Origin of the sequence: Thalassospira sp. MIT121401 (assembly GCF_047125595.1) — a bacterium.
Lineage (GTDB): Bacteria > Pseudomonadota > Alphaproteobacteria > Rhodospirillales > Thalassospiraceae > Thalassospira > Thalassospira povalilytica.
This window is the reverse complement of record NZ_CP138926.1, coordinates 432565-451160: the sequence shown is the minus strand read 5'-3', so window position 1 is coordinate 451160 and position 18596 is coordinate 432565. Positions and strand designations below refer to the sequence as shown.

At 54.3% G+C, this 18596-nt stretch carries 20 protein-coding genes; 14 read left to right on the top strand and 6 right to left on the bottom strand.

All coding sequences use genetic code 11. The features are described 5' to 3' along the window. The first annotated feature begins 155 nt into the window (after positions 1-155). The 3 genes from hrcA (at position 156) to SIB88_RS02115 (ending at position 2792) form a co-directional block, all read left to right on the top strand. Positions 156-1214 carry a heat-inducible transcriptional repressor HrcA gene (gene hrcA / locus SIB88_RS02125; protein ID WP_101246635.1) on the top strand — a complete coding sequence of 353 codons (1059 nt, stop codon included), beginning with the start codon at positions 156-158 and terminating at the stop codon, positions 1212-1214. Between the two features lie 51 nt (positions 1215-1265). Further along, the gene (grpE, locus tag SIB88_RS02120; protein ID WP_101246636.1) at positions 1266-1910 is read left to right on the top strand and encodes a nucleotide exchange factor GrpE; all 645 of its coding nucleotides are present in this window, start codon (positions 1266-1268) and stop codon (positions 1908-1910) included. Positions 1911-2045: 135 nt separating this feature from the next. Then, complete coding sequence (locus SIB88_RS02115) at positions 2046-2792, top strand: NAD-dependent deacylase (RefSeq protein ID WP_412559206.1); 747 nt, start codon at positions 2046-2048, stop codon at positions 2790-2792. Here SIB88_RS02115 and SIB88_RS02110 read toward each other — a convergent pair. Both SIB88_RS02110 and SIB88_RS02105 read right to left on the bottom strand, forming a co-directional pair. After that, positions 2789-3469 (bottom strand): ArsR/SmtB family transcription factor, encoded by a 681-nt coding sequence (locus SIB88_RS02110; protein WP_114112090.1) that lies wholly within the window; start codon positions 3467-3469, stop codon positions 2789-2791. The two genes, SIB88_RS02115 and SIB88_RS02110, sit on opposite strands and share 4 nt — an antisense overlap. Positions 3470-3579: 110 nt before the next feature. Continuing rightward, entirely contained in the window at positions 3580-4815 is a 1236-nt protein-coding gene (locus SIB88_RS02105) for a hypothetical protein (protein ID WP_412559205.1), read from the bottom strand. A 212-nt stretch (positions 4816-5027) separates the two neighbouring features. Here SIB88_RS02105 and SIB88_RS02100 point away from each other — a divergent pair, with 212 nt between their 5' ends. Together SIB88_RS02100 and SIB88_RS02095 are read left to right on the top strand one after the other, a co-directional pair. After that, complete coding sequence (locus SIB88_RS02100; protein WP_412559204.1) at positions 5028-5357, top strand: NIPSNAP family protein; 330 nt, start codon at positions 5028-5030, stop codon at positions 5355-5357. Then, entirely contained in the window at positions 5354-5704 is a 351-nt protein-coding gene (locus SIB88_RS02095; RefSeq protein WP_412559203.1) for an antibiotic biosynthesis monooxygenase family protein, read from the top strand. The genes SIB88_RS02100 and SIB88_RS02095 overlap by 4 nt, the downstream gene beginning before the upstream one ends. Before the next feature lie 19 nt (positions 5705-5723). On the opposite strand, the gene SIB88_RS02090 is transcribed toward SIB88_RS02095, so the two are convergent. Then, entirely contained in the window at positions 5724-6656 is a 933-nt protein-coding gene (locus tag SIB88_RS02090; protein ID WP_412559202.1) for a DMT family transporter, read from the bottom strand. A gap of 22 nt (positions 6657-6678) precedes the next feature. Continuing rightward, a complete protein-coding gene (locus SIB88_RS02085; RefSeq protein ID WP_412559201.1) occupies positions 6679-6930 on the bottom strand; it encodes a hypothetical protein in 252 nt (83 codons plus the stop codon). A gap of 247 nt (positions 6931-7177) precedes the next feature. On the opposite strand from SIB88_RS02085, the gene SIB88_RS02080 reads away from it, so the two are divergent. The 8 genes from SIB88_RS02080 (at position 7178) to SIB88_RS02045 (ending at position 13991) form a co-directional block, all read left to right on the top strand. Next, positions 7178-8116 (top strand): LysR family transcriptional regulator, encoded by a 939-nt coding sequence (locus tag SIB88_RS02080; protein WP_101246641.1) that lies wholly within the window; start codon positions 7178-7180, stop codon positions 8114-8116. Between the two features lie 93 nt (positions 8117-8209). Further along, positions 8210-9094: a glycosyltransferase gene (locus tag SIB88_RS02075; RefSeq protein ID WP_412559200.1), complete on the top strand. Its 885-nt coding sequence runs from the start codon at positions 8210-8212 to the stop codon at positions 9092-9094. Between the two features lie 164 nt (positions 9095-9258). After that, on the top strand, positions 9259-9783 hold the full coding sequence (gene ppa / locus SIB88_RS02070; RefSeq protein ID WP_101246643.1) for an inorganic diphosphatase: 525 nt from the start codon (positions 9259-9261) through the stop codon (positions 9781-9783). Positions 9784-9837: 54 nt separating this feature from the next. Then, complete coding sequence (locus tag SIB88_RS02065; RefSeq protein WP_412559199.1) at positions 9838-10473, top strand: O-acetyl-ADP-ribose deacetylase; 636 nt, start codon at positions 9838-9840, stop codon at positions 10471-10473. After that, positions 10474-11016: a L,D-transpeptidase family protein gene (locus SIB88_RS02060; RefSeq protein ID WP_412559198.1), complete on the top strand. Its 543-nt coding sequence runs from the start codon at positions 10474-10476 to the stop codon at positions 11014-11016. 69 nt (positions 11017-11085) lie between these two features. Then, positions 11086-12060 carry a DUF2333 family protein gene (locus SIB88_RS02055; RefSeq protein ID WP_101246645.1) on the top strand — a complete coding sequence of 325 codons (975 nt, stop codon included), beginning with the start codon at positions 11086-11088 and terminating at the stop codon, positions 12058-12060. 163 nt (positions 12061-12223) lie between these two features. Next, the gene (locus SIB88_RS02050) at positions 12224-12793 is read left to right on the top strand and encodes a NifU family protein (RefSeq protein WP_101246646.1); all 570 of its coding nucleotides are present in this window, start codon (positions 12224-12226) and stop codon (positions 12791-12793) included. Between the two features lie 307 nt (positions 12794-13100). Next, positions 13101-13991, top strand: coding sequence for a glucosaminidase domain-containing protein (locus SIB88_RS02045; RefSeq protein WP_228194854.1), 891 nt, complete (start codon positions 13101-13103; stop codon positions 13989-13991). A gap of 105 nt (positions 13992-14096) precedes the next feature. On the opposite strand, the gene SIB88_RS02040 is transcribed toward SIB88_RS02045, so the two are convergent. Further along, entirely contained in the window at positions 14097-14555 is a 459-nt protein-coding gene (locus tag SIB88_RS02040) for a hypothetical protein (RefSeq protein ID WP_412559197.1), read from the bottom strand. 285 nt (positions 14556-14840) lie between these two features. On the opposite strand from SIB88_RS02040, the gene SIB88_RS02035 reads away from it, so the two are divergent. Beyond that, positions 14841-16046, top strand: coding sequence for a hypothetical protein (locus tag SIB88_RS02035; RefSeq protein WP_412559196.1), 1206 nt, complete (start codon positions 14841-14843; stop codon positions 16044-16046). Between the two features lie 114 nt (positions 16047-16160). Here SIB88_RS02035 and SIB88_RS02030 read toward each other — a convergent pair whose 3' ends face one another. Then, positions 16161-18428 (bottom strand): NADP-dependent malic enzyme, encoded by a 2268-nt coding sequence (locus tag SIB88_RS02030; RefSeq protein WP_114112097.1) that lies wholly within the window; start codon positions 18426-18428, stop codon positions 16161-16163. Positions 18429-18596: the final 168 nt, after the last annotated feature.

Here is an 18596-nt window from a genome sequence, read left to right as displayed (position 1 = left end):
ACCCGGTCGGCAAACAACGTTTTCAAACCAAGGGCTTGAAGCAATGCAGCTTTCACCACGTGTGGCCCCGCGGTGTGATTGACGCCATCGCCTTGCCTGACTAAATTCTCAAAAGCATTGAGACAGCTTTGTCTGAACCGGTTGGCACAGAACAAATGGCGCATTTTGACGATACATTGCTGGGCGATATGAATGCGCGGTCACGTGAAGTGTTCCGCCAGATTGTCGATGCCTATGTCGAAACCGGCGAACCGATCGGGTCGCGGTCCATTGCCCGGCGCATGTCCGAAAATCTTTCGGCTGCAACCATTCGCAATGTCATGTCCGATCTTGAAGACATGGGTCTTCTGGTTGCACCGCATGTTTCAGCCGGCCGCCTTCCCAGTGAAAAGGGTTTGCGGCTGTTTGTGAATGCCCTGATGGAAGTCGGCGATCTTCCCAATGCCGAACGCGACCAGTTGACCAAGAATTGCGAACAGGCGGGCTATTCGCTTGATCAGATGCTGGGCGAGGCGACCACAATGCTGTCTGGCCTGTCGCGCTGCGCAGGCCTTGTGGTTGCACCGAAAACCGATGGCATCCGGCTTAAACAGATTGAATTTGTTGCACTTTCGCCCGGAAAAGTGCTTGCGGTTCTGGTGTCGCAGAACGGCACGGTTGAAAACCGAATCCTGGATGTACCGGTCGATTTGCCTGCCTCGGCATTGACAGAGGCGGCGAATTATCTAAATACCCGGTTGGCTGGAAAGACACTTGATGATGCAAGAGTACTGATCACAAAGGAACGCGATCAGCTCAAGCAGGAGCTTGATGATCTTTCGGCCAATCTGATTGATGCGGGCCTTGCGACATGGGCCGGCGGGGTCAAGGGATCGTCTCTGATCGTTAAGGGACAGTCCCAGCTGCTTGAAAATATCGATACGATAGAACAGCTTGAGACCGTTCGCCGCCTGTTTAACGTGCTTGAGGCCCGTGATCAGATGATTGAATTGCTCGATGTGACGACGGATGCCCAGGGCGTTCAGATTTTCATCGGGTCGGAAAATAAACTGTTTGGCGGATCGGGTCTGTCGATGGTGATTTCGCCCTATCAGAATGCAGAAGGCAGCATTGTGGGCGCAATCGGGGTTGTCGGACCGACCCGGATCAATTATGCCCGGATCATTCCGCTGGTCGATTATACCGCCAAGCTGGTCGGTCGACTGATTGGATAAATCGCGGCGCTGCGTGTCAGGCCGCACAACGTGAAAGTAGTAAGGTTAGCCATGTCGGAAACCGCAAAAAACAATCCGGAAGATCTGCAGGATGTAAATGCCGCAGAGGAAACCGCAGCTGAAGACGTCGCAGCAGAGGCGACCGAGGCAGAAAGCGAAGAAGTTGTTATCGAAGATCCGGTCGCAGCCCTTGAAGCCGAAGTCGCAGAACTGAAAGACCGTCTGTTGCGTCAGGCCGCCGAGGTGGAAAACACCCGCCGTCGTGCAAAAAAAGACGTCGAGGATGCCGGCAACTACGCCATCACGAAATTTGCCCGTGACCTTCTGGATGTGGGCGACAACCTGCGCCGCGCACTCGAAGCAGCCGGTGATACATCCGATGCTGACCCGGCGATGAAAACGCTGGTTGACGGTGTCGAGATGACCGAAAAGGCGCTGCTCAAGGCGATGGAACAGAACGGTATCGAAAAGCTTGAACCGCTTGGTGAAAAGCTTGATCCGAACAAACATCAGGCCGTGTTTGAAATGCCGAACCCGGAATATCCGGACGGTCATGTCGCACAGGTCATGCAGGCCGGTTACGTGCTTAAGGGCCGCTTGCTGCGCCCGGCAATGGTCGGTGTGACCAAAAATCCGGCCGGCGAAGCCCCGGCCAAGGAAGACGGCCCGGGCAGCAATGTCGACACCTCGGCCTGATCGCCACAATATTCAGATAAACCGGTTTTAGCGGATCGGGTTTAGCAACCACCCCTGCCAGACATACTTGGCGGGGGTGTTTTGTTTGCATTAGGCTGTCGGGCAAAAGTCCCCTGCCAATCAAGGATCACTAAGATGCCGCTCCGCCCCGATCTGATTGAAATCCTGCGTGACGAAGCCGCCCCGATTGTCATTCTGACCGGTGCGGGCATTTCCAAGGAAAGCGGCCTGCATACATTTCGCGATCCTGACGGTATCTGGGCGAAATACGATATTTCCGAAGTCGCCACACCCGAGGCCTTCGTTAACAACCCTGATCTGGTGCATTATTTCTATAATGACCGCCGAACCGGATTGCTTGACCCTGCGGTTCAACCCAATGCCGCCCACATTACCCTTGCCCGGCTTGAAGCCGAATGGCCGGGGCCTGTGCTGCTGGTGACGCAGAATATTGATGATCTTCATAACCGGGCCGGATCAAAAAACCTGATCCATATGCATGGCGAGCTTTTGAAAATCCGCTGCAACCATTGTGATCTTCTTGCCCACTGGTCTGATGATCTTGCCACGAAAACCCCCTGCCCGTCCTGTGGCAAGGCTGGCGGGCTTCGTCCGCATGTCGTGTGGTTTGGCGAAATGCCCCTTGAGATGGAACGCATTTACGCCGCCTTGGGCGAATGCGGGCTTTTTATCTCGATCGGGACATCGGGAAATGTCTATCCGGCTGCCGGGTTTGTTCAAGTCGCCCATGAAGAAGCCGGGGCGGAAACGGTCGAGCTCAATCTTGAACCAAGTTCGGGTGCGACGCTGTTTGAACACAGTGCATACGGGTCGGCGACCGATCTGGTGCCAGCCTTTGTCGCACGCTTGCTCGGCGATTAGAAATTCACAAGATCACGGAACTGGCGTTCGCCATCACGTTCAAACCGTACAATGCGCGACTCCGCAACCCGCCTGGCCCAACCCAGCTCATAAAATCGGTCCAACATTGCCGCACCGAATGAACCGGCCAAATGCGATTGCCGCGCGCTCCAGTCCAGACATTCCCGGCAAAGTGGACGGCGTTTGCGACGCAAGGCTTCAAGATCAATGCCGAATTTGTCAGCAAATGCCACGCCGGCATCGGTCAGCACCACGCCATTTACGGTATTTTCGATCAGCTTTCCTTTGATCAAACCGTCAAACAGGGCAACCCCCATGTCCCCCGCCAGATGGTCATAGCAAACGCGTGCCTTGCGCAGTTCCGGGTCCTTCGGCCCGGTCCGCACCCGGTTATGTCCAACCCGGTTTGCAATCCCCATCAGGACCTCAAGCGCCTCGACAATATCGGGACCCGACAACGTGAAATAACGATGTCGCCCCTGTTTGCGCGGCACAACAATCTGCCCGGCTTCTAGTTTCGCCAGATGGGAACTTGCGGTTTGCGGGGTAACACCGGCTTCCTGCGCCAGTTCGGCGGCCGTCAATGCCCGACCGCCCATAAGCGCGGTCAGCATATTTGCGCGCGCCGGATCACCAAGCAATGCGGCCACACGGGCAATATCGGGTCCTTCTTTCATCCTTCGATAGTAATCGAAATGTGATCACCAAACAACAACCAGCAAAGCGAAAGGCGGACAGATACCTGCCCGCCTTTTCCTTAATCACTGGAATTGGTTCTTGTCGCTGATCAGTGGGACAGGCCCGAACCACCCAACGCAACAATATTGAATGGCAGCCCGTCGACCGGGATTTCACCTTTGTTTGCAAAAGTCTCGGCATCAACGAGTCGGACAAGATGTTCGCGCGGGTCGGTCACGCTAATCACGTCACCGGCAACAGCAATGCGCGGACGCGGATCACGCCAGTGGCCATCCTTGCTATAGGGTTTGGTGATTTGGGCAGACCGGACAATCTTGCCATCCAGCAAATCCACCGCATGAAGATAGCCATCCTCGGTGAAGACATAGGCAATGGTCACGCGTGCCGGATCAAGGATGAAGTGCACGTATCGGACCGGCAAGTTAATCAGATGAAACGGGTTCTGGTCGGTGCGATCAATAAAGACCAGCTTGTCTGAACCGTAATCGCCAAGGAAGAACTGCATCGCCTTGCCACCGGCCAGATGTCCTACACGACCTTCCGGCATGTCCTTGCCATAGGGCAGCATTTCAACTGTCGGCGCATCATCACCATTCTGATAGGCGATGATCACCCCTTCCTCGCAGCCAAAGGCCGTCACACCGGCAGACGATGCTTCGCCATGCAGGCCGGTGCAGGTATGAACAGGACCAACCTGTTTTCCATCCTGATCAAGAACCTTAAGGCCCAGCCGCGGCGGCAGACTGCCCGGCTTGGTTTCAACAGCAAGATTTGGCTCGGAGATCAGATGATAGTTCCCCTTTGGCACAACAACGCCATGATGGGGCGCACTACCTGCAACTGTTTTATGCACGGATTTTCCGGCAATCAGATCTCCCTCATCAAAGACCTTTGCCGCACCCTCACCATCAAAGAATATATAGAATGCGCCATGATCGGGCACGGCGTGGACCGGGCGTTTGCCCGCAAAGGTTATGGGCAGCAATGCCGGATCATGGATTTCAAGGTCGCTGTGATCCCCGTGCGAGGACAACTCAATACCGCTATCGATCATGTGGACGACATCATGATCCATCTGAACAGCGGCCAGGGTTCTGCCGCTTTGGCTTGGGACAAGATGCGTGACATAGCCCGTGGTGGCAAACCGGTCGATCACCGATTTCTGTTCCAGATCAAGGACCGTTACCCCGCCCTCTTGCTGGTCGGTAACAAAAAGACGCCATGACTGTTTGGTTTCATCATCGGCCCGGGCAACAGAGACACCCAAGACCGGCATCAGAACCGCACCACTTATAATCGCGGCCTGAACCACATGTTTGAACAACGAACGCTCCTATTAAATGTTATGTTATAACGTAACATTTAATAGCGTCCTTTTTCACATCTGTCCATGCCCCGTCACGTTCTTTGCTGTCGCTTCTTGTAATTGCCCATAGTTCGATCCGTATCGAAGCAACAGGGCGATCATATGCGCTATCTCCGACAAATACCGGAACCTTCACCGGTTTCGTCACCATTTACATAAGGAAGACCGCCATGATCACCTGCTTCATCCGCTATGAAATCGATCCCTATAAAAAGGATGCCTTCATCCAGTATGCCCGAAACTGGGGGCAGGCCATTCCGCGTTGCGGGGCTGATCTTGTCGGGTATTTCGCCCCGCATGAAGGATCGGTATCGACCGCCTATGGTATCTATCATTTGCCCGATCTGGCATCTTATGAGGCCTATCGCGCCCGGTTAAAGGACGATCCGCTGGGCCGGGAAAACTATGCGTTTTCCCAACGCGAAAAATTCATCCTGCGCGAAGAACGACAGTTTCTCAAACTGGCGTCCACCCCGCATGCGGAGCTGATCAAACCATGATCGCGGTCATTTTCGAAGTCACACCTCACACGGCGCGCTATGACGATTATCTTGCCATTGCGGGTGATCTCAAACCGGTGCTTGAAACCATGGATGGCTTCATTTCGATCGAACGGTTTCAAAGTCTGAGCACGCCGGTGAAAATCCTGTCACTGTCATTCTGGCGTGACGAGGATGCCGTGAAAGCCTGGCGCAATCTGGCGGAACACCGTTCTGCGCAGACCCAAGGCCGAACCGGAATTTTCAAAGATTACCGTTTGCGGGTTGCCGCTGTTATCCGGGATTACGGCATGTTTGAACGCCATCAGGCACCCGACGATTCCCGATCACGCCATGACCGTGACTAGATCGGCATAAGTGGATCAATCATGCTTCTGCCGGTTTCGGGGATGTTTCATCATCCCCGATTTCCTCAATACCTGTTTCCTGCTGCGGCTTCGCCCCGCCTTTGTAATCCAGAAGCATCACCGCAAGAATAACAATACCCGCCCCGATGAAAATGACCGGCACCGGCAACATATCAAAGAAAATCAGGTCCATCGCGACTGAAAATGGCAGTGCGGTATAGGCTGCTGGTGATACAACACTGGCATCTGCAACCCGTACGGCACGCAAAACCATATAGTTGGTCATCATGGCAAAGAACCCTGCCCCCGCCGAATAGGCCCAATCGGCAAATGACGCCGGCTGCCAGGAGATCAGGGCAATCGGCACCCAGATCACGACTGCAATGATTTGCGGCCAGAACAACATGGAAAAATTGGTCTCGGTGCGCGTCATCACCTTGGCAAACAGGGTTTGCGCCGAAAAACAGAAAGCACCGATCAGGGCAGCAGCCACACCAAGCGGCACACCGAACCCGTCCATGCGTGGCGCACACATCACCCAAACCCCGATCAAACCCAGAACGGTTGCGATCATTTTGCGTGCTGTCAGCTTTTCACCAAGGATCACAACCGCCAGCAACACGGTCAGCAATGCCTCGATAAACAAATAGGCATTGACCTCGGCGATGCTCATCTGACGAAGCGCAAAGAACACGAAAAACAGCGACCCGTACCACAAAACACCACGCGCAACATGGGCCACCGGACGGCGGGTGCGGATTGAACGGGTACCGACAAACATCAGGATGATCAGGAACACCGCAACCGTCGTTATTGCCCGCATGGCAAGGATTTGAGCCGTCGGAACGTCATGGGATACCAGCTTGGCACAGACATCGACAAAAACGCCCGATGCCATTGCAGCCGTCATCCATAAAACGCCGCGGACATTTCCGCTTAGAGCACTCAACATCAAATCCAATCCATTTTGTTTGTCATTGGCGCGTTGTCTGGCAAGGAACGTTGCGCTGGGGCGATGCGGGGCATCGTTCACGTAATGTGACGCTGTGAAAAACGTCCGCACCCAACCCTTCGGGCCGGGCACCCGTTCTTTCCGCAACATCGATGACCGTGACCTTTGCGCCGCCAAACTCTGCGACCACCTTATTGCGGAACATCTGGTTGCTTTGGGCAACACGGGTTGGACTTGATGCTGAATGCTCTTGCCGCATCAGCGTCTCGGTCATGATCGTTTCCATGTTCTGATGTTGTTTGGGGGGTTTCCGGCAGTCAGGGAGACTGGCTTACGAGGTGGCGCAAGGAGACATCGGAAAATCTACGGCCGGAAACCCTTTATGCCGATGATATTGCCCGCTTGTTTTGAAAAATACGAATGAAGAGTTTTCAGCCATTGTTGAGTTTTTTTTGCCCCATTTTCCGATCACTCCTGATAGACAGGTACGACGAAGGAAACAGCTGGTATGGAAATACAAAATGCGCCGGAAACTGCCCCCTTTACGCGCACTTGTCGCCTTTGAAGCCACCGCCCGCCATCAGAGCGTCAAGGGTGCGGCCGAAGAACTGCATGTCACACAAAGTGCCATCAGCCATCAGCTGCGCCAGCTTGAGGAAAATCTTGGTGTTGTCCTGTTCACCCGCAAAGGCCGCGGACTAAGCCCGACCAAATCGGCCGAACTTTTGTTGCCGCGCCTGACCGAGGCCCTGGACGGCATTGCCGACATCACCGGCGAAGTTGGTCCCGACAAGGGCAAGGCGATCCGTATTGGTGCGCTTGCAACACCGGCCCTGACCGTGTTGCTTTATGAACTTGATAACCTGCGTGACCGGCTGCCGGGTGATATTCCTGTCCAGTTCCGCAAGATCGAATTTGATGACGGGCTTGATCCGCTTGAAATTGATCTTGCCCTGCAAATCGCCCCCAAGGACCTGCCAGGCCCGGAAGACTGGGTAACTGAACTTCTGACCCCCGAAGTCTACACCGCCTTTGCCGCCCCCGAATGGCTGGCAAAACGCGGATTTGATGCCCGCAACATCAATGTTGCCGAGCTCGGCCCGCGGGATATCTTGCTGATCGACAGTGACAGTGAACAGTTTTCCCAGATCGAACAATGGTTCAAGGCCGGCAAGTTCTCCCTCGCTGATTGCTGGACCTTCAGCCATCATATCTGGGCGCTCGAAGCGGCACGTGCCGGTCAGGGGATCGTTGCCAGCACCGACGTTGTTGCCCGCAACTATGTCGAACGTGGTGAACTGGTCCCGCTGAATTTCCCGGATTTCATTTCGCATTGGTGGTACCGCCTTCTGATCCGCCCGGCGCGTCAGAAGGACCCGGTCGTGATCGAAGCCGCCAACTGGATCCGCGAACTGATCAATCCGAAAACCGCATCACTCGCACGCAAGAAATTCATGTAAGCGAATTGTCAATTGCCCTTAAGGATTCGTAAGGGTAGGCTCGGTTAACAATAGCGGGCAATGCTGCGAAAAAGACGGGGTAATTTGGGGAAGATGACATCTTTGGTGTCGGTCGTTGTCACGACCTATAACTGGCCGGAAGCACTGTCACTGGTGCTCAACTCGCTCGCCGATCAGAAGGACCGCAATTTCGAAATCATCATTGCCGATGACGGATCTGCCGGTGCGACGACGCGTGTCATTGAAAATTTTGCAGCCACCTGTCCTGTTCCGGTGAAACATTACTGGCATGAAGATAACGGCTTTCGGGTCGCAAAGGCACGAAACGGAGCAATTGCGATGGCCAAAGGCGATCTTGTTGTCTTCATTGACGGCGATTGCTGTGTCATGCCCGACTTCGTCAATCGCCACCGCAAAGCGGCGGAAGCCGGATGTTTTGTGTCGGGCAAACGCGTATTCATCAAGGAACGCCTGACAAATATGCTTTTGAAGCGCAAATGGGCCTTCCACAAATGGCCCCGCGCAGCCCTGTTTGGCGTTTCGCTTTTTGGTTTCTGCAACCGCCCGTTCCAGTTTATCCGTCTGCCGCATAAGGGCCCCTGGCTTTGGGAACATGAAAACTGCTGGCGCAAGGCCCAGACTTGCAATCTTGCCGTGTTCAAAGCGGATATCGATCGTATTCACGGCTTTGACGAGGCATATGAAGGTCACGGCTGGGAAGATTCAGACTTTGTACTGCGCCTTCTGCGATCAGGTCTGCGCCGCAAAAATGTCGAATATTGCTCACCGGTATTGCACCTATATCACGACCGCAAAATTCCGCAGCGCCATCAAACCAGCAACGCAGTTTCCAACTGGCATCTCTTTAACGAAGACCTTTTGCGTGATCAGAACAGGTTTTTGCCGTCAGGTATTGCCGCACAGTCAAAACACCCGGAAACTGCGTCTTCTTTCGCAGCCGCAAAAGAGATAGCGTGATTTTCGACCAAGGATGCATGTGCACCCCCTTGGAAGCGGCGACAATTCGCGATAAAAGGGCGGCATCATTCTCCTTCGGGTGCGTTTTCGCATCTTCGAAGCCGATTACAGCCGTCCCGGCATGCCGGGGCATGCCTTTATAGAAGCGAAAGGGATTTTCCCAGATGGATCTCAGCAAGATTGCCGTCGGCAAAGATGTTCCGTGGGACGTAAATGTCGTCATCGAAATTCCGCAGGGCGGACCGGTAAAGTACGAAGTAGACAAAGACTCCGGTGCTGTCTTTGTTGACCGTTTCCTGCATACCTCGATGTATTATCCGGTCAATTACGGCTTCATCCCCAACACCCTTGGCGAAGATGGTGATCCGGTTGATGCGATGGTCATGTTCCGTGAGCCGGTTGTTGCCGGTTCGGTTATCCGGGCACGTCCGATCGGCGTTCTGATGATGGAAGACGAAGCCGGTCAGGATGAAAAACTGATCTGCGTTCCCCATGACAAGATCGACCCGTACTACACCGACATCAAGTCGCATGAAGATCTGCCGCAGATCCTGCGTGACCAGATCCAGCACTTCTTCGAGCGTTACAAAGACCTCGAAAAAGGCAAATGGGTAAAGGTCACCGGCTGGGAAGGTGCTGAAAAAGCAGCAAGCCTGGTCGAAGAAGGTGTCGCACGTCTGGCCAAGTAACTGGCATAACGGACGAAATCAATTTTCAAGCAACGCTCTGCTCTTTGCAGGGCGTTGTTTTTTTTGACTTTTTTACAAAAAACGCGACAATGGAACTGTCGGGGGCTCAGCACACATTTTGGGAGTGGATCTGTGCCCGTCAAAAAAGAAGATGATCAAAAAACCACCAGCGTCATAAAAATCATAGAAGGTGACATCACCGCGCTGGACACCGATGCCATTGTCAACGCTGCCAATACGGCCTTGCTGCCGGGCGGCGGGGTTTGTGGTGCCATCCATTCTGCGGCCGGGCCGGAACTGGCCGCCGCATGTCGGTCGCTTGCACCCTGCCCGACCGGCGAAGCCCGAATAACACCGGGATTTGAGCTTATGGTGCGCCACGTCATCCATACAGTCGGTCCTGTATGGCACGGTGGACAAAACGGCGAAGCAGCATTGCTTGCCGCCTGCTATCGCAATTCACTTGTTATTGCCGCGCAGCACAGTCTGCATTCGATCGCCTTTCCGGCCATTTCAACCGGAATATTTGGCTATCCGGAAGACCAGGCAGCCAAAATCGCCGTATCAACCATTTGTGAATGGGCTGGCGAAACCGCCGCGATGCCACAAATTTACCTTTGTTGTTTTTCACACTCCATGCGCGGGCATCTCGAACATGCCCTGCACCAGTTCCAAGAAGGCACCTGCTGAATGCAAAGCGACGCAACTGCACATTCCGTTCCCCAACCGCTTGAGATTAAGGCCTCGGCAACGGGAAATTTGCGCGTCGGCGATCGGGAATTCCGGTGCGCATTCGGCGTCAATGGCATCACTGATGCCGACAGCAAAACCGAAGGTGATGGCAAGACACCCGCCGGTAGATGGAAACTGCGATATGTCATGTATCGCGCCGATCGCAGGTCGTGCCCGAAAACCAGACTGCCTGTAACGACCATTTCCTTTTCCGATGGCTGGTGTGACGATCCGGCACATCCGTCCTATAACTGTCCGGTCAGACTGCCCTTCAAGGGCAGTCATGAAAAACTGTGGCGTGATGACGGGCTCTACAACATTGTTGTCGTACTTGGGCATAATGATAGCCCGCCCGTTCCGGGAAAAGGTTCGGCGATCTTCATGCATATCGCCAAACCGGACTATAGTGGCACCGAAGGATGCATTGCCTTGGCCGAACAGGATCTGGAAACCCTGCTGGGTCTGGCGCAATATGATACCTATATCTCTATCGAGCAGTGAAATCATGCACTTGCCGTTTGGGCACCGACGTCCTAGGTTCTATTGCCGGATCAATTCACAGGACAAGTCATGATTGAAGACGATTATCTGTACAAAAAAGGCGGAATTTCAGGTTTCGGATCGCGTCTGAAAGCCGTTTTCGGATCGCGGAAATTCTGGATTCGTGGTTTTGGCATAATCGTTCTGATTGCACTGATCTATTATCCGGCGGGCATGGCGCTGGTTCACCGTATTGACGACAATCCGGACTTTGTCGGCAATTATCAGGGTGGCAGTCACGCCGTAAGCACCGCAGCAGGGCTGATTGATCGCGAGGTCAATCAGAACCGCTGGACGGCAAATGATCCGTTCTTCCTGCCCGGGGCAGCACTTGACAATATGCCGAACTTCCAGACCGGCATTATCTATGCCCTGTCGCGTTTTTCAATCGAGCTGTCCGATCAGATCGGCCGAACCCGCGGATCAAGCCAGGTCGACCCTGATCTTGACGATGCGGCCGGCCTTTTGAAGTTCCGCGGCGACAAATGGGTGTTTGATCCAAGCGTTTCGTTGCTGCCCGGTGTGACGTCCGAACAGCAATATCGCCAGGCCATTCGTGCTCTTGAAAATTACAACACGCGCCTGACCACCGGGAATGCAGTGTTTGAACGCCGGGCCGACAACCTTCAGGAAACGCTCAACCGCTTTGCCAATGATCTTGGTTCGGCATCCGCCCTGATTGATGACAAGGTCGACGATCCATCCCTGTTTGATCGCACCGCAGACGATGTGTTCTATGCCACCAAGGGGCGTCTTTATGCCTATAGCCTGATCCTGCGTGATCTTGGCACCGATTTTGAGCAGATCATCAATGAACGGCAAATTGCTCCGGCATGGGCCGAAATGATCGGGTCCCTGCAATCGGCAGCCGCACTGGACCCGCTGGTGGTGGTCAACGGATCGGCAGACGGGATCATTTTCCCCAACCATCTGGCCGGATTGGGCTTCTATCTGTTGCGCGCCCGCACCCAGATGCGCGAGATCAGCAGTATCCTGCAACGTTAATCGTGATTTCCGTCATATATACGCTTGGGCGGAATACCTGACTTGCGCGCTGCGACTTGATCTTTTCTGTTTTTTGCCCCATTTAGGGCCTAACCAAATGAAATGCGGATTGCCGAGCGGGCAGCATAAGCCCCGGCAATCAGAGTGAGAGGACAAGCCGACCATGTTCATTCAGACCGAACCAACCCCAAATCCGGCCACACTTAAATTCCTGCCGGGCGAGGAAGTCATGGGCCGTCTGGGCACTGCGAACTTCGTCAAAGGTGACGAAACCGTCAAATCGCCGCTGGCGCGCAAGCTGTTTGAAGTTGATGGCATCGCAGGTGTCTTTCTTGGCGGTGATTTCATCACCATCACCAAGGACGATTCCAAGGACTGGCAGACCCTAAAGCCGCAGATTCTTGGCGGCATCATGGAACATTACACGTCCGGACAACCGGTTCTGGACCAGAATTCCGGTGCCGCAACCGGCGCCAGCACCGCCGCAGAAGGCGATGACGAACTGGTCAGCCAGATCAAGGAACTGCTTGATACCCGTGTTCGCCCGGCCGTGGCCCAGGATGGCGGCGATATCGTTTTTCACAAGTTTGAAGACGGTGTCGTCTATCTTGAGATGCATGGCGCATGTTCGGGTTGCCCGAGCAGCACCGCGACCCTGAAAATGGGGATCGAGAACATGCTGCGTTACTACGTGCCGGAAGTTCAGGCCGTCGAACCGGTCATGGCCGACTGATTTCCCGAGTCGTTAAGAAAATCTTTAGCCCGGCGCAAACTTTTGCCTGCGCCGGGCGTTATTATTTTGCGCAAACGAGAAGGTTTACGCGGCGTTTTCAACTTGTGGAAATATTGTCCGTTGCGATCCGCGGCGCTGACAGGCATAGATATCTTCCACTTGGGATGGACAGTGAATCAACAATGATACTGATCCTGGAGAGACAAGAATGACTAGCGCAAAGACAGGAAATTACCGGAAAATTGCGCTTGCTTCGGTCACCGGAGCAATCGGTTTATTGTATATTGGTATATTTGCCGGAGTTGATGTGTCACCAACCCCCGCCGGGTTTGGCACCGACATCCCTGCAATGACCCCGAAAGAAATCGCTGCGACAAAGAAAAAGCCGGTCTATCGGCGTGGCCCCGAAGTCGTCGCATTGAACCAGTATTTCAAAAGCATCGGTTACAGCTTTGGCAGCATGACCGAAGTTCCGCGCGTTTATATCAAGCGCGTTCCAAAGGGACTTGGCGAGCTGGCATCGGTCGAAGAGCGCAAGGAACTGTTCCTGCGCATCATGTTGCCGCTGGCCATGCGGGTGAATGAAGAAATCGGTGCACGTCGCGAACGTCTGATGGCCATTCAGGCCAAAGGTATTTCCGGCACCCCGGTCAGTGCAGCCGATCAGCAATGGGTTGATCAGCTGATGAAGCGTTACCGCGTTACCGATGGCGGTATTACCGCCCTGCTCGAACGCATCGACATCATCCCGCCGTCACTGATCCTGGCCCAGTCGGCCGAGGAAAGCGGATGGGGCACGTCGCGCTTTGTCCGGACGGGCAATGCCCTGTTCGGTCAGTGGGCCTGGGGCGATGACGAAGGCATCGTTCCGAAAGACCGCGAAGAAGGCAAAACCCACGTCATCAAATCATTTGGCAGCCTGATGGACAGCGTGCGTGCCTATGCGCGCAACATCAATTCCCATCCGGCCTATCAGACCCTGCGTGAACGCCGTTCGGTCCTGCGGGCCGAAGGTCATCTGATCAATGGCTGGGATCTTGCCGAAACCCTGACCAAATATTCCGAACGCGGTGAGGAATATGTCGACAGCCTGCATACGATCATGCGGGCCAACGGCCTGAACGAGCTTGATGGCCTGACATTCGCAGCCGGTGAGATTCCGCCGCCGCCCAAAGTGCTGGCATCCCTCGAAGACTAGGCATGAAGACCAGGCATCTTTGCCCGGCACAAATATGCAAAAGGGACCCGATCGGGTCCCTTTTTTCATGATGTCGCAGCAGTAGCGCCCAAACGGTCAAAGCCGTTATCGGTCGCCGCGATAGATCCAGCCTTTTTCAGATTTCAGCAGGCGGATTTCATTTTCAACCGTGCGACGGTCACCAGCCTTGAACTCGCCATCCTTCATGGCAAGCATCTTGGTTTTCACCAGATCAATCGCATCACTGACCGTGTTGCCGACATCATCCATTGTACCGGCAGCCTTGCCCTTTTCCGTCACGTCATCTGCGAAATCGGCGATTGAGCGATCAAACACCAGATCATAGCGCACCATGACAATGATCTCGTCGTCGCCTTTGGGGATGCTGTTGGTCTTGGTGACATTTTCGACATGCCCGACCTTGGCATAGGGATCGGCACGGAAACGCTCGATGACTGCGGTGGTGATTTCATCGGCAGTCGGGCCGCTGATTTGTTCATCTTCACAGGCCGCAAGCATCGGGAAAAACATGAAAACAGCGAGAAGTCGGGTCAACTGGCCCATCGAGAAGTTCCTATTTTTGTACAATTTCGCAGACATATCAGCCATATGCCCAAACCATGTGGCGAAAATCGGGTCGTGATCATCCCATGACATTTCATGACATCAAGCCTAACACATCAGCCATGCATCCATTACGCCGGAATGTCTGGTCACAAACCTGATAGTGCCGCTTGCCAACAGGGTGCCGCATGGCCCGAAGGCACCGACGACTATATTCTGGACATAAACGGATGTTTCATCGCTTATAAATCAATGCGCTACGAATAACCGCCCTGGAATGACACCGTGACTTTCGATCTGATCATTGCCCTGGCAACCGCATGTGTTGCCTTTGTTCTTTCAAAACGTTCTGTTGCGCATTTTCCATTGTGGCGGGCCGTTGTCACACCGCTTGCGTCGATCATTGGCAGTGGGTTTTTGCTGCTGGGTCCGATTCTCAATATCGGATATGGCGGTTATGCACCGCTGATCATGATTGCTCTTTGTTTTGTCGCCTTCCTGTTTGGCGGTGTGATCCGCTTCAATATGGCTGCCGGCGAACAGGCCATTCAGAACGGTGACTACGGGGCGCTGGCAATCCGCATCGAAACGCTGTCATCCTGGGCGCTGGCCTTTGCCTATATCATTTCGGTGTCCTATTACCTCAATCTTCTGGGTGCTTTCGCCCTTAGCCTGACGCCATTCAATTCCGATCTCGATGCCAAACTTCTGACCACCGGTGTCTTCTTCATCATTGTGTTTGTCGGATGGTCGCGCGGGTTCAAAAGCCTTGAGAAAATGGAATATGTTTCGGTCAGTCTGAAACTGGCGATCATTGCGGGACTGCTGATCGGACTGATGGCACATTTCGGTCATCGGGCGCTTGATGACGCGCTGATCTTCAATCCGCCGAAACTTGGCGGCTGGTCTGCACTTACCCTGGCATTCGGTCTTTTGATTACCGTGCAGGGGTTTGAGACATCGCGCTATCTCGGATCGGAATATGACGCGCAAACCCGCATCAAATCCATGCGTCTTGCCCAATGGTTATCAACGGCGATCTATCTGGTTTATATTCTTCTGATTTCCTATGTGTTTCGACCCGACCAGATGTCGTCATCAGAAACCGGCATCATCAACATGATGCAGATTGTCGCGCCGATTTTGCCCTTTTTGCTGGTCGCAGCAGCACTGGCATCACAGTTCAGCGCGGCAGTTGCCGATACCAGCGGATCAGGCGGGCTGTTTGCCCAGCTGTCACGCGATCGGATCACCGAACGGCAGGCCTATCTTCTGTTGGCGGTAATCGGCGTTGCCCTGACCTGGTCGGCGAATATCTATGCCATTGTAAATTACGCGTCGCGCGGCTTTGCCATCTATTACGGATTGCAGGCCGCCCTTGGCGCGGTGATCGCGGCCCGGCAGAATACCGGGTGGCAACGGGTCGGGTTTTACGGGATGCTGGCAACATTGGGTGCGGTGATTGCACTCTTTGGTCAGCCGGTCGAATAACCTCACATTGCTGGTCACTAGAAATGCCCGGCGACCACATCATGGCCAAATCAAAAATGGCGGAAACTGAAGAATCAGCTCCGCCATTTTTTGATATTCAGTCCGAGACGGCGATTAGCCGTGCTCTGCCTCGTGCGCGGCAAGTGCTGCCAGGTTGACCAGATCGTTCACGGTCGAGCCCATCTGTGCGATCTGGGCCGGTTTTTCCAGACCGATCATCACCGGACCAACCACCGTGCCACCGCCAAGCTTGTCAAGCAGCTTGGATGCGGTGGTTGCCGCATGAAGGGCCGGCATCACCAGAACGTTGGCCGGACCGGACAGGCGACAGAACGGATAAAGCTTCAGCAGTTCCGTATCGAGTGCGACATCAACCGCGATATCACCATCGAATTCGAAATCGACATCGCTGCGTTCAAGAATGCCAACTGCTTCGCGGATACGATCGGTATCGTCGCTGTAGGGGTTCCCGAAGGTCGAATGCGACACCATCGCAACGCGCGGCTCATGACCAAGCTGACGGGCCTTTTCAGCCGCCTGAATGGCGATTTCAGCCAGTTCTTCGGCATTGGGCAGGTTATGCACACGGGTATCGGCAATGAACACCGTACGGCCCTTGGCGATGGCAATCGACAGACCCATCGGAATTTCACCCGGTTTGGCATCAATCACACCGGCAACATCGGTGAAGCTGCGATTGAAGTTACGGGTAAGGCCGGTGATCAGGCCATCTGCATGTCCCTTGGCCACCATGACAGAGGCAAAGACGTTACGCTTCTGATTGACCATGCGCTGGCAATCACGCCACAGATATCCTTTGCGCTGCAGGCGCGCATACAGGAATTCCGCATATTCGGCATTGTGCTTTGAAAGTGCGGCATTGTTGATTTCAACACCTTCAAGGCTGTCGATACCAAGCTTCTTGGCACTTTCATGAATGCGGTCTTCGCGCCCGATCAGGATTGGCGTGCCATAGCCCGAGTTGCGATAGGCAACAGCCGCGCGAATGACGGTTTCTTCTTCGCCCTCGGCAAAGGCGATGCGTTTGGGATGTGCGCGTACATAATCGGAAATCAGCTGCAAATGTGCTGCCGTCGGGTCCAGACGACCGCGCAACTGATTTTCGTATTCTTCCATGTCAATGATCGGACGGCGGGCAACACCGCTATCCATGGCGGCCTGTGCAACCGCCTTGGGCACAGCCATGATCAGACGCGGATCAAACGGGGCCGGGATGATGTATTCCGGACCATATTGCAGACGACGGCCGGAATAGGCAGCCGCCACTTCGTCCGGAACATCTTCACGGGCAAGCGATGCCACCGCATGAGCGGCCGCGATCTTCATTTCCTCGTTGATGGTTGATGCCTGGACATCAAGCGCACCACGGAAAATATAGGGGAAGCCAAGCACGTTGTTGATCTGGTTCGGATAGTCCGAACGACCGGTCGCACAGATTGCATCACTGCGGATTTCGGCCACTTCTTCCGGGCTGATTTCCGGATCCGGATTGGCCATCGCAAAGATGATCGGCTGTTTGGCCATCGATTTGACCATCTTTGCAGTCACCGCACCTTTGACCGACAGGCCAAAGAACGCATCGGCACCATCCATGGCTTCTTCAAGGGTTCTGGCATCGGTATCGGCAGCATGGGCCGATTTCCACTGGTTCATGCCATCTTCGCGGCCCTTGTAGATGACCCCGCGCGAGTCACACATAATGACATTGTCAGGCGACACACCCATGCTTTTGACCAGTTCGGAGCAGGCAATTGCCGCAGCACCCGCACCATTGATCACAAGTTTGATGTCTTCAAGTTTGCGACCGGTCAGATCACAGGCATTGATCAGACCCGATGCCGCGATGATGGCGGTGCCGTGCTGGTCATCATGGAAGACCGGAATATCCATCACTTCGCGCAGGCGCTGTTCAATGATGAAGCATTCCGGTGCCTTGATGTCTTCAAGATTGATGCCGCCAAACGACGCGCCAAGGAAGCGCACGCAATTGACAAACTCGTCGACGTCTTCGGTCGATACTTCAAGATCGAACCCGTCAACATCGGCAAAGCGTTTGAACAGAACCGCCTTGCCTTCCATCACCGGCTTGGACGCCAGCGCACCAAGATTGCCAAGCCCCAGAACGGCAGTACCGTTGGAAATCACCGCAACGATGTTGCCCTTGGAGGTGTAATCATACGCGGTGGCAGGATTCTTGGCGATTTCAAGACAGGGCACCGCAACGCCCGGCGAATACGCCAGGGACAGATCGCGCTGTGTGGTCAGCGGCTTGGATGCGGTGATTTCGATTTTGCCCGGGCGGCCGCTGGAATGAAACAGCAGCGCTTCGCGGTCACGAACCTTGATTTCTTTATCTGACATTATGTTTTCACTGACGCTTGCGTGGTGGGTTGGAAAGCAAAGTGTGTAGTTTATCCTGTTCGACATAAAATCGGTGTGGGACCGTCATGTCGGACCGCCCAATAAATCAGGCTTCTTGCCCCGGGTCAAAGGCGACGTTAACGGCAACCGCAAAATTACGTAGCGTTT

Bases quoted from the DNA above. Each gene is read 5' to 3' on its own strand.
- hrcA (WP_101246635.1), top strand. From the start codon at position 156: ATGGCGCATTTTGACGATACATTGCTGGGCGATATGAATGCGCGGTCA.
- grpE (WP_101246636.1), top strand. From the start codon at position 1,266: ATGTCGGAAACCGCAAAAAACAATCCGGAAGATCTGCAGGATGTAAAT.
- SIB88_RS02115 (WP_412559206.1), top strand. From the start codon at position 2,046: ATGCCGCTCCGCCCCGATCTGATTGAAATCCTGCGTGACGAAGCCGCC.
- SIB88_RS02110 (WP_114112090.1), bottom strand. From the start codon at position 3,469: ATGAAAGAAGGACCCGATATTGCCCGTGTGGCCGCATTGCTTGGTGAT.
- SIB88_RS02100 (WP_412559204.1), top strand. From the start codon at position 5,028: ATGATCACCTGCTTCATCCGCTATGAAATCGATCCCTATAAAAAGGAT.
- SIB88_RS02095 (WP_412559203.1), top strand. From the start codon at position 5,354: ATGATCGCGGTCATTTTCGAAGTCACACCTCACACGGCGCGCTATGAC.
- SIB88_RS02090 (WP_412559202.1), bottom strand. From the start codon at position 6,656: ATGTTGAGTGCTCTAAGCGGAAATGTCCGCGGCGTTTTATGGATGACG.
- SIB88_RS02085 (WP_412559201.1), bottom strand. From the start codon at position 6,930: ATGACCGAGACGCTGATGCGGCAAGAGCATTCAGCATCAAGTCCAACC.
- SIB88_RS02080 (WP_101246641.1), top strand. From the start codon at position 7,178: ATGCGCCGGAAACTGCCCCCTTTACGCGCACTTGTCGCCTTTGAAGCC.
- SIB88_RS02075 (WP_412559200.1), top strand. From the start codon at position 8,210: ATGACATCTTTGGTGTCGGTCGTTGTCACGACCTATAACTGGCCGGAA.
- ppa (WP_101246643.1), top strand. From the start codon at position 9,259: ATGGATCTCAGCAAGATTGCCGTCGGCAAAGATGTTCCGTGGGACGTA.
- SIB88_RS02060 (WP_412559198.1), top strand. From the start codon at position 10,474: ATGCAAAGCGACGCAACTGCACATTCCGTTCCCCAACCGCTTGAGATT.
- SIB88_RS02055 (WP_101246645.1), top strand. From the start codon at position 11,086: ATGATTGAAGACGATTATCTGTACAAAAAAGGCGGAATTTCAGGTTTC.
- SIB88_RS02050 (WP_101246646.1), top strand. From the start codon at position 12,224: ATGTTCATTCAGACCGAACCAACCCCAAATCCGGCCACACTTAAATTC.
- SIB88_RS02040 (WP_412559197.1), bottom strand. From the start codon at position 14,555: ATGGGCCAGTTGACCCGACTTCTCGCTGTTTTCATGTTTTTCCCGATG.
- SIB88_RS02030 (WP_114112097.1), bottom strand. From the start codon at position 18,428: ATGTCAGATAAAGAAATCAAGGTTCGTGACCGCGAAGCGCTGCTGTTT.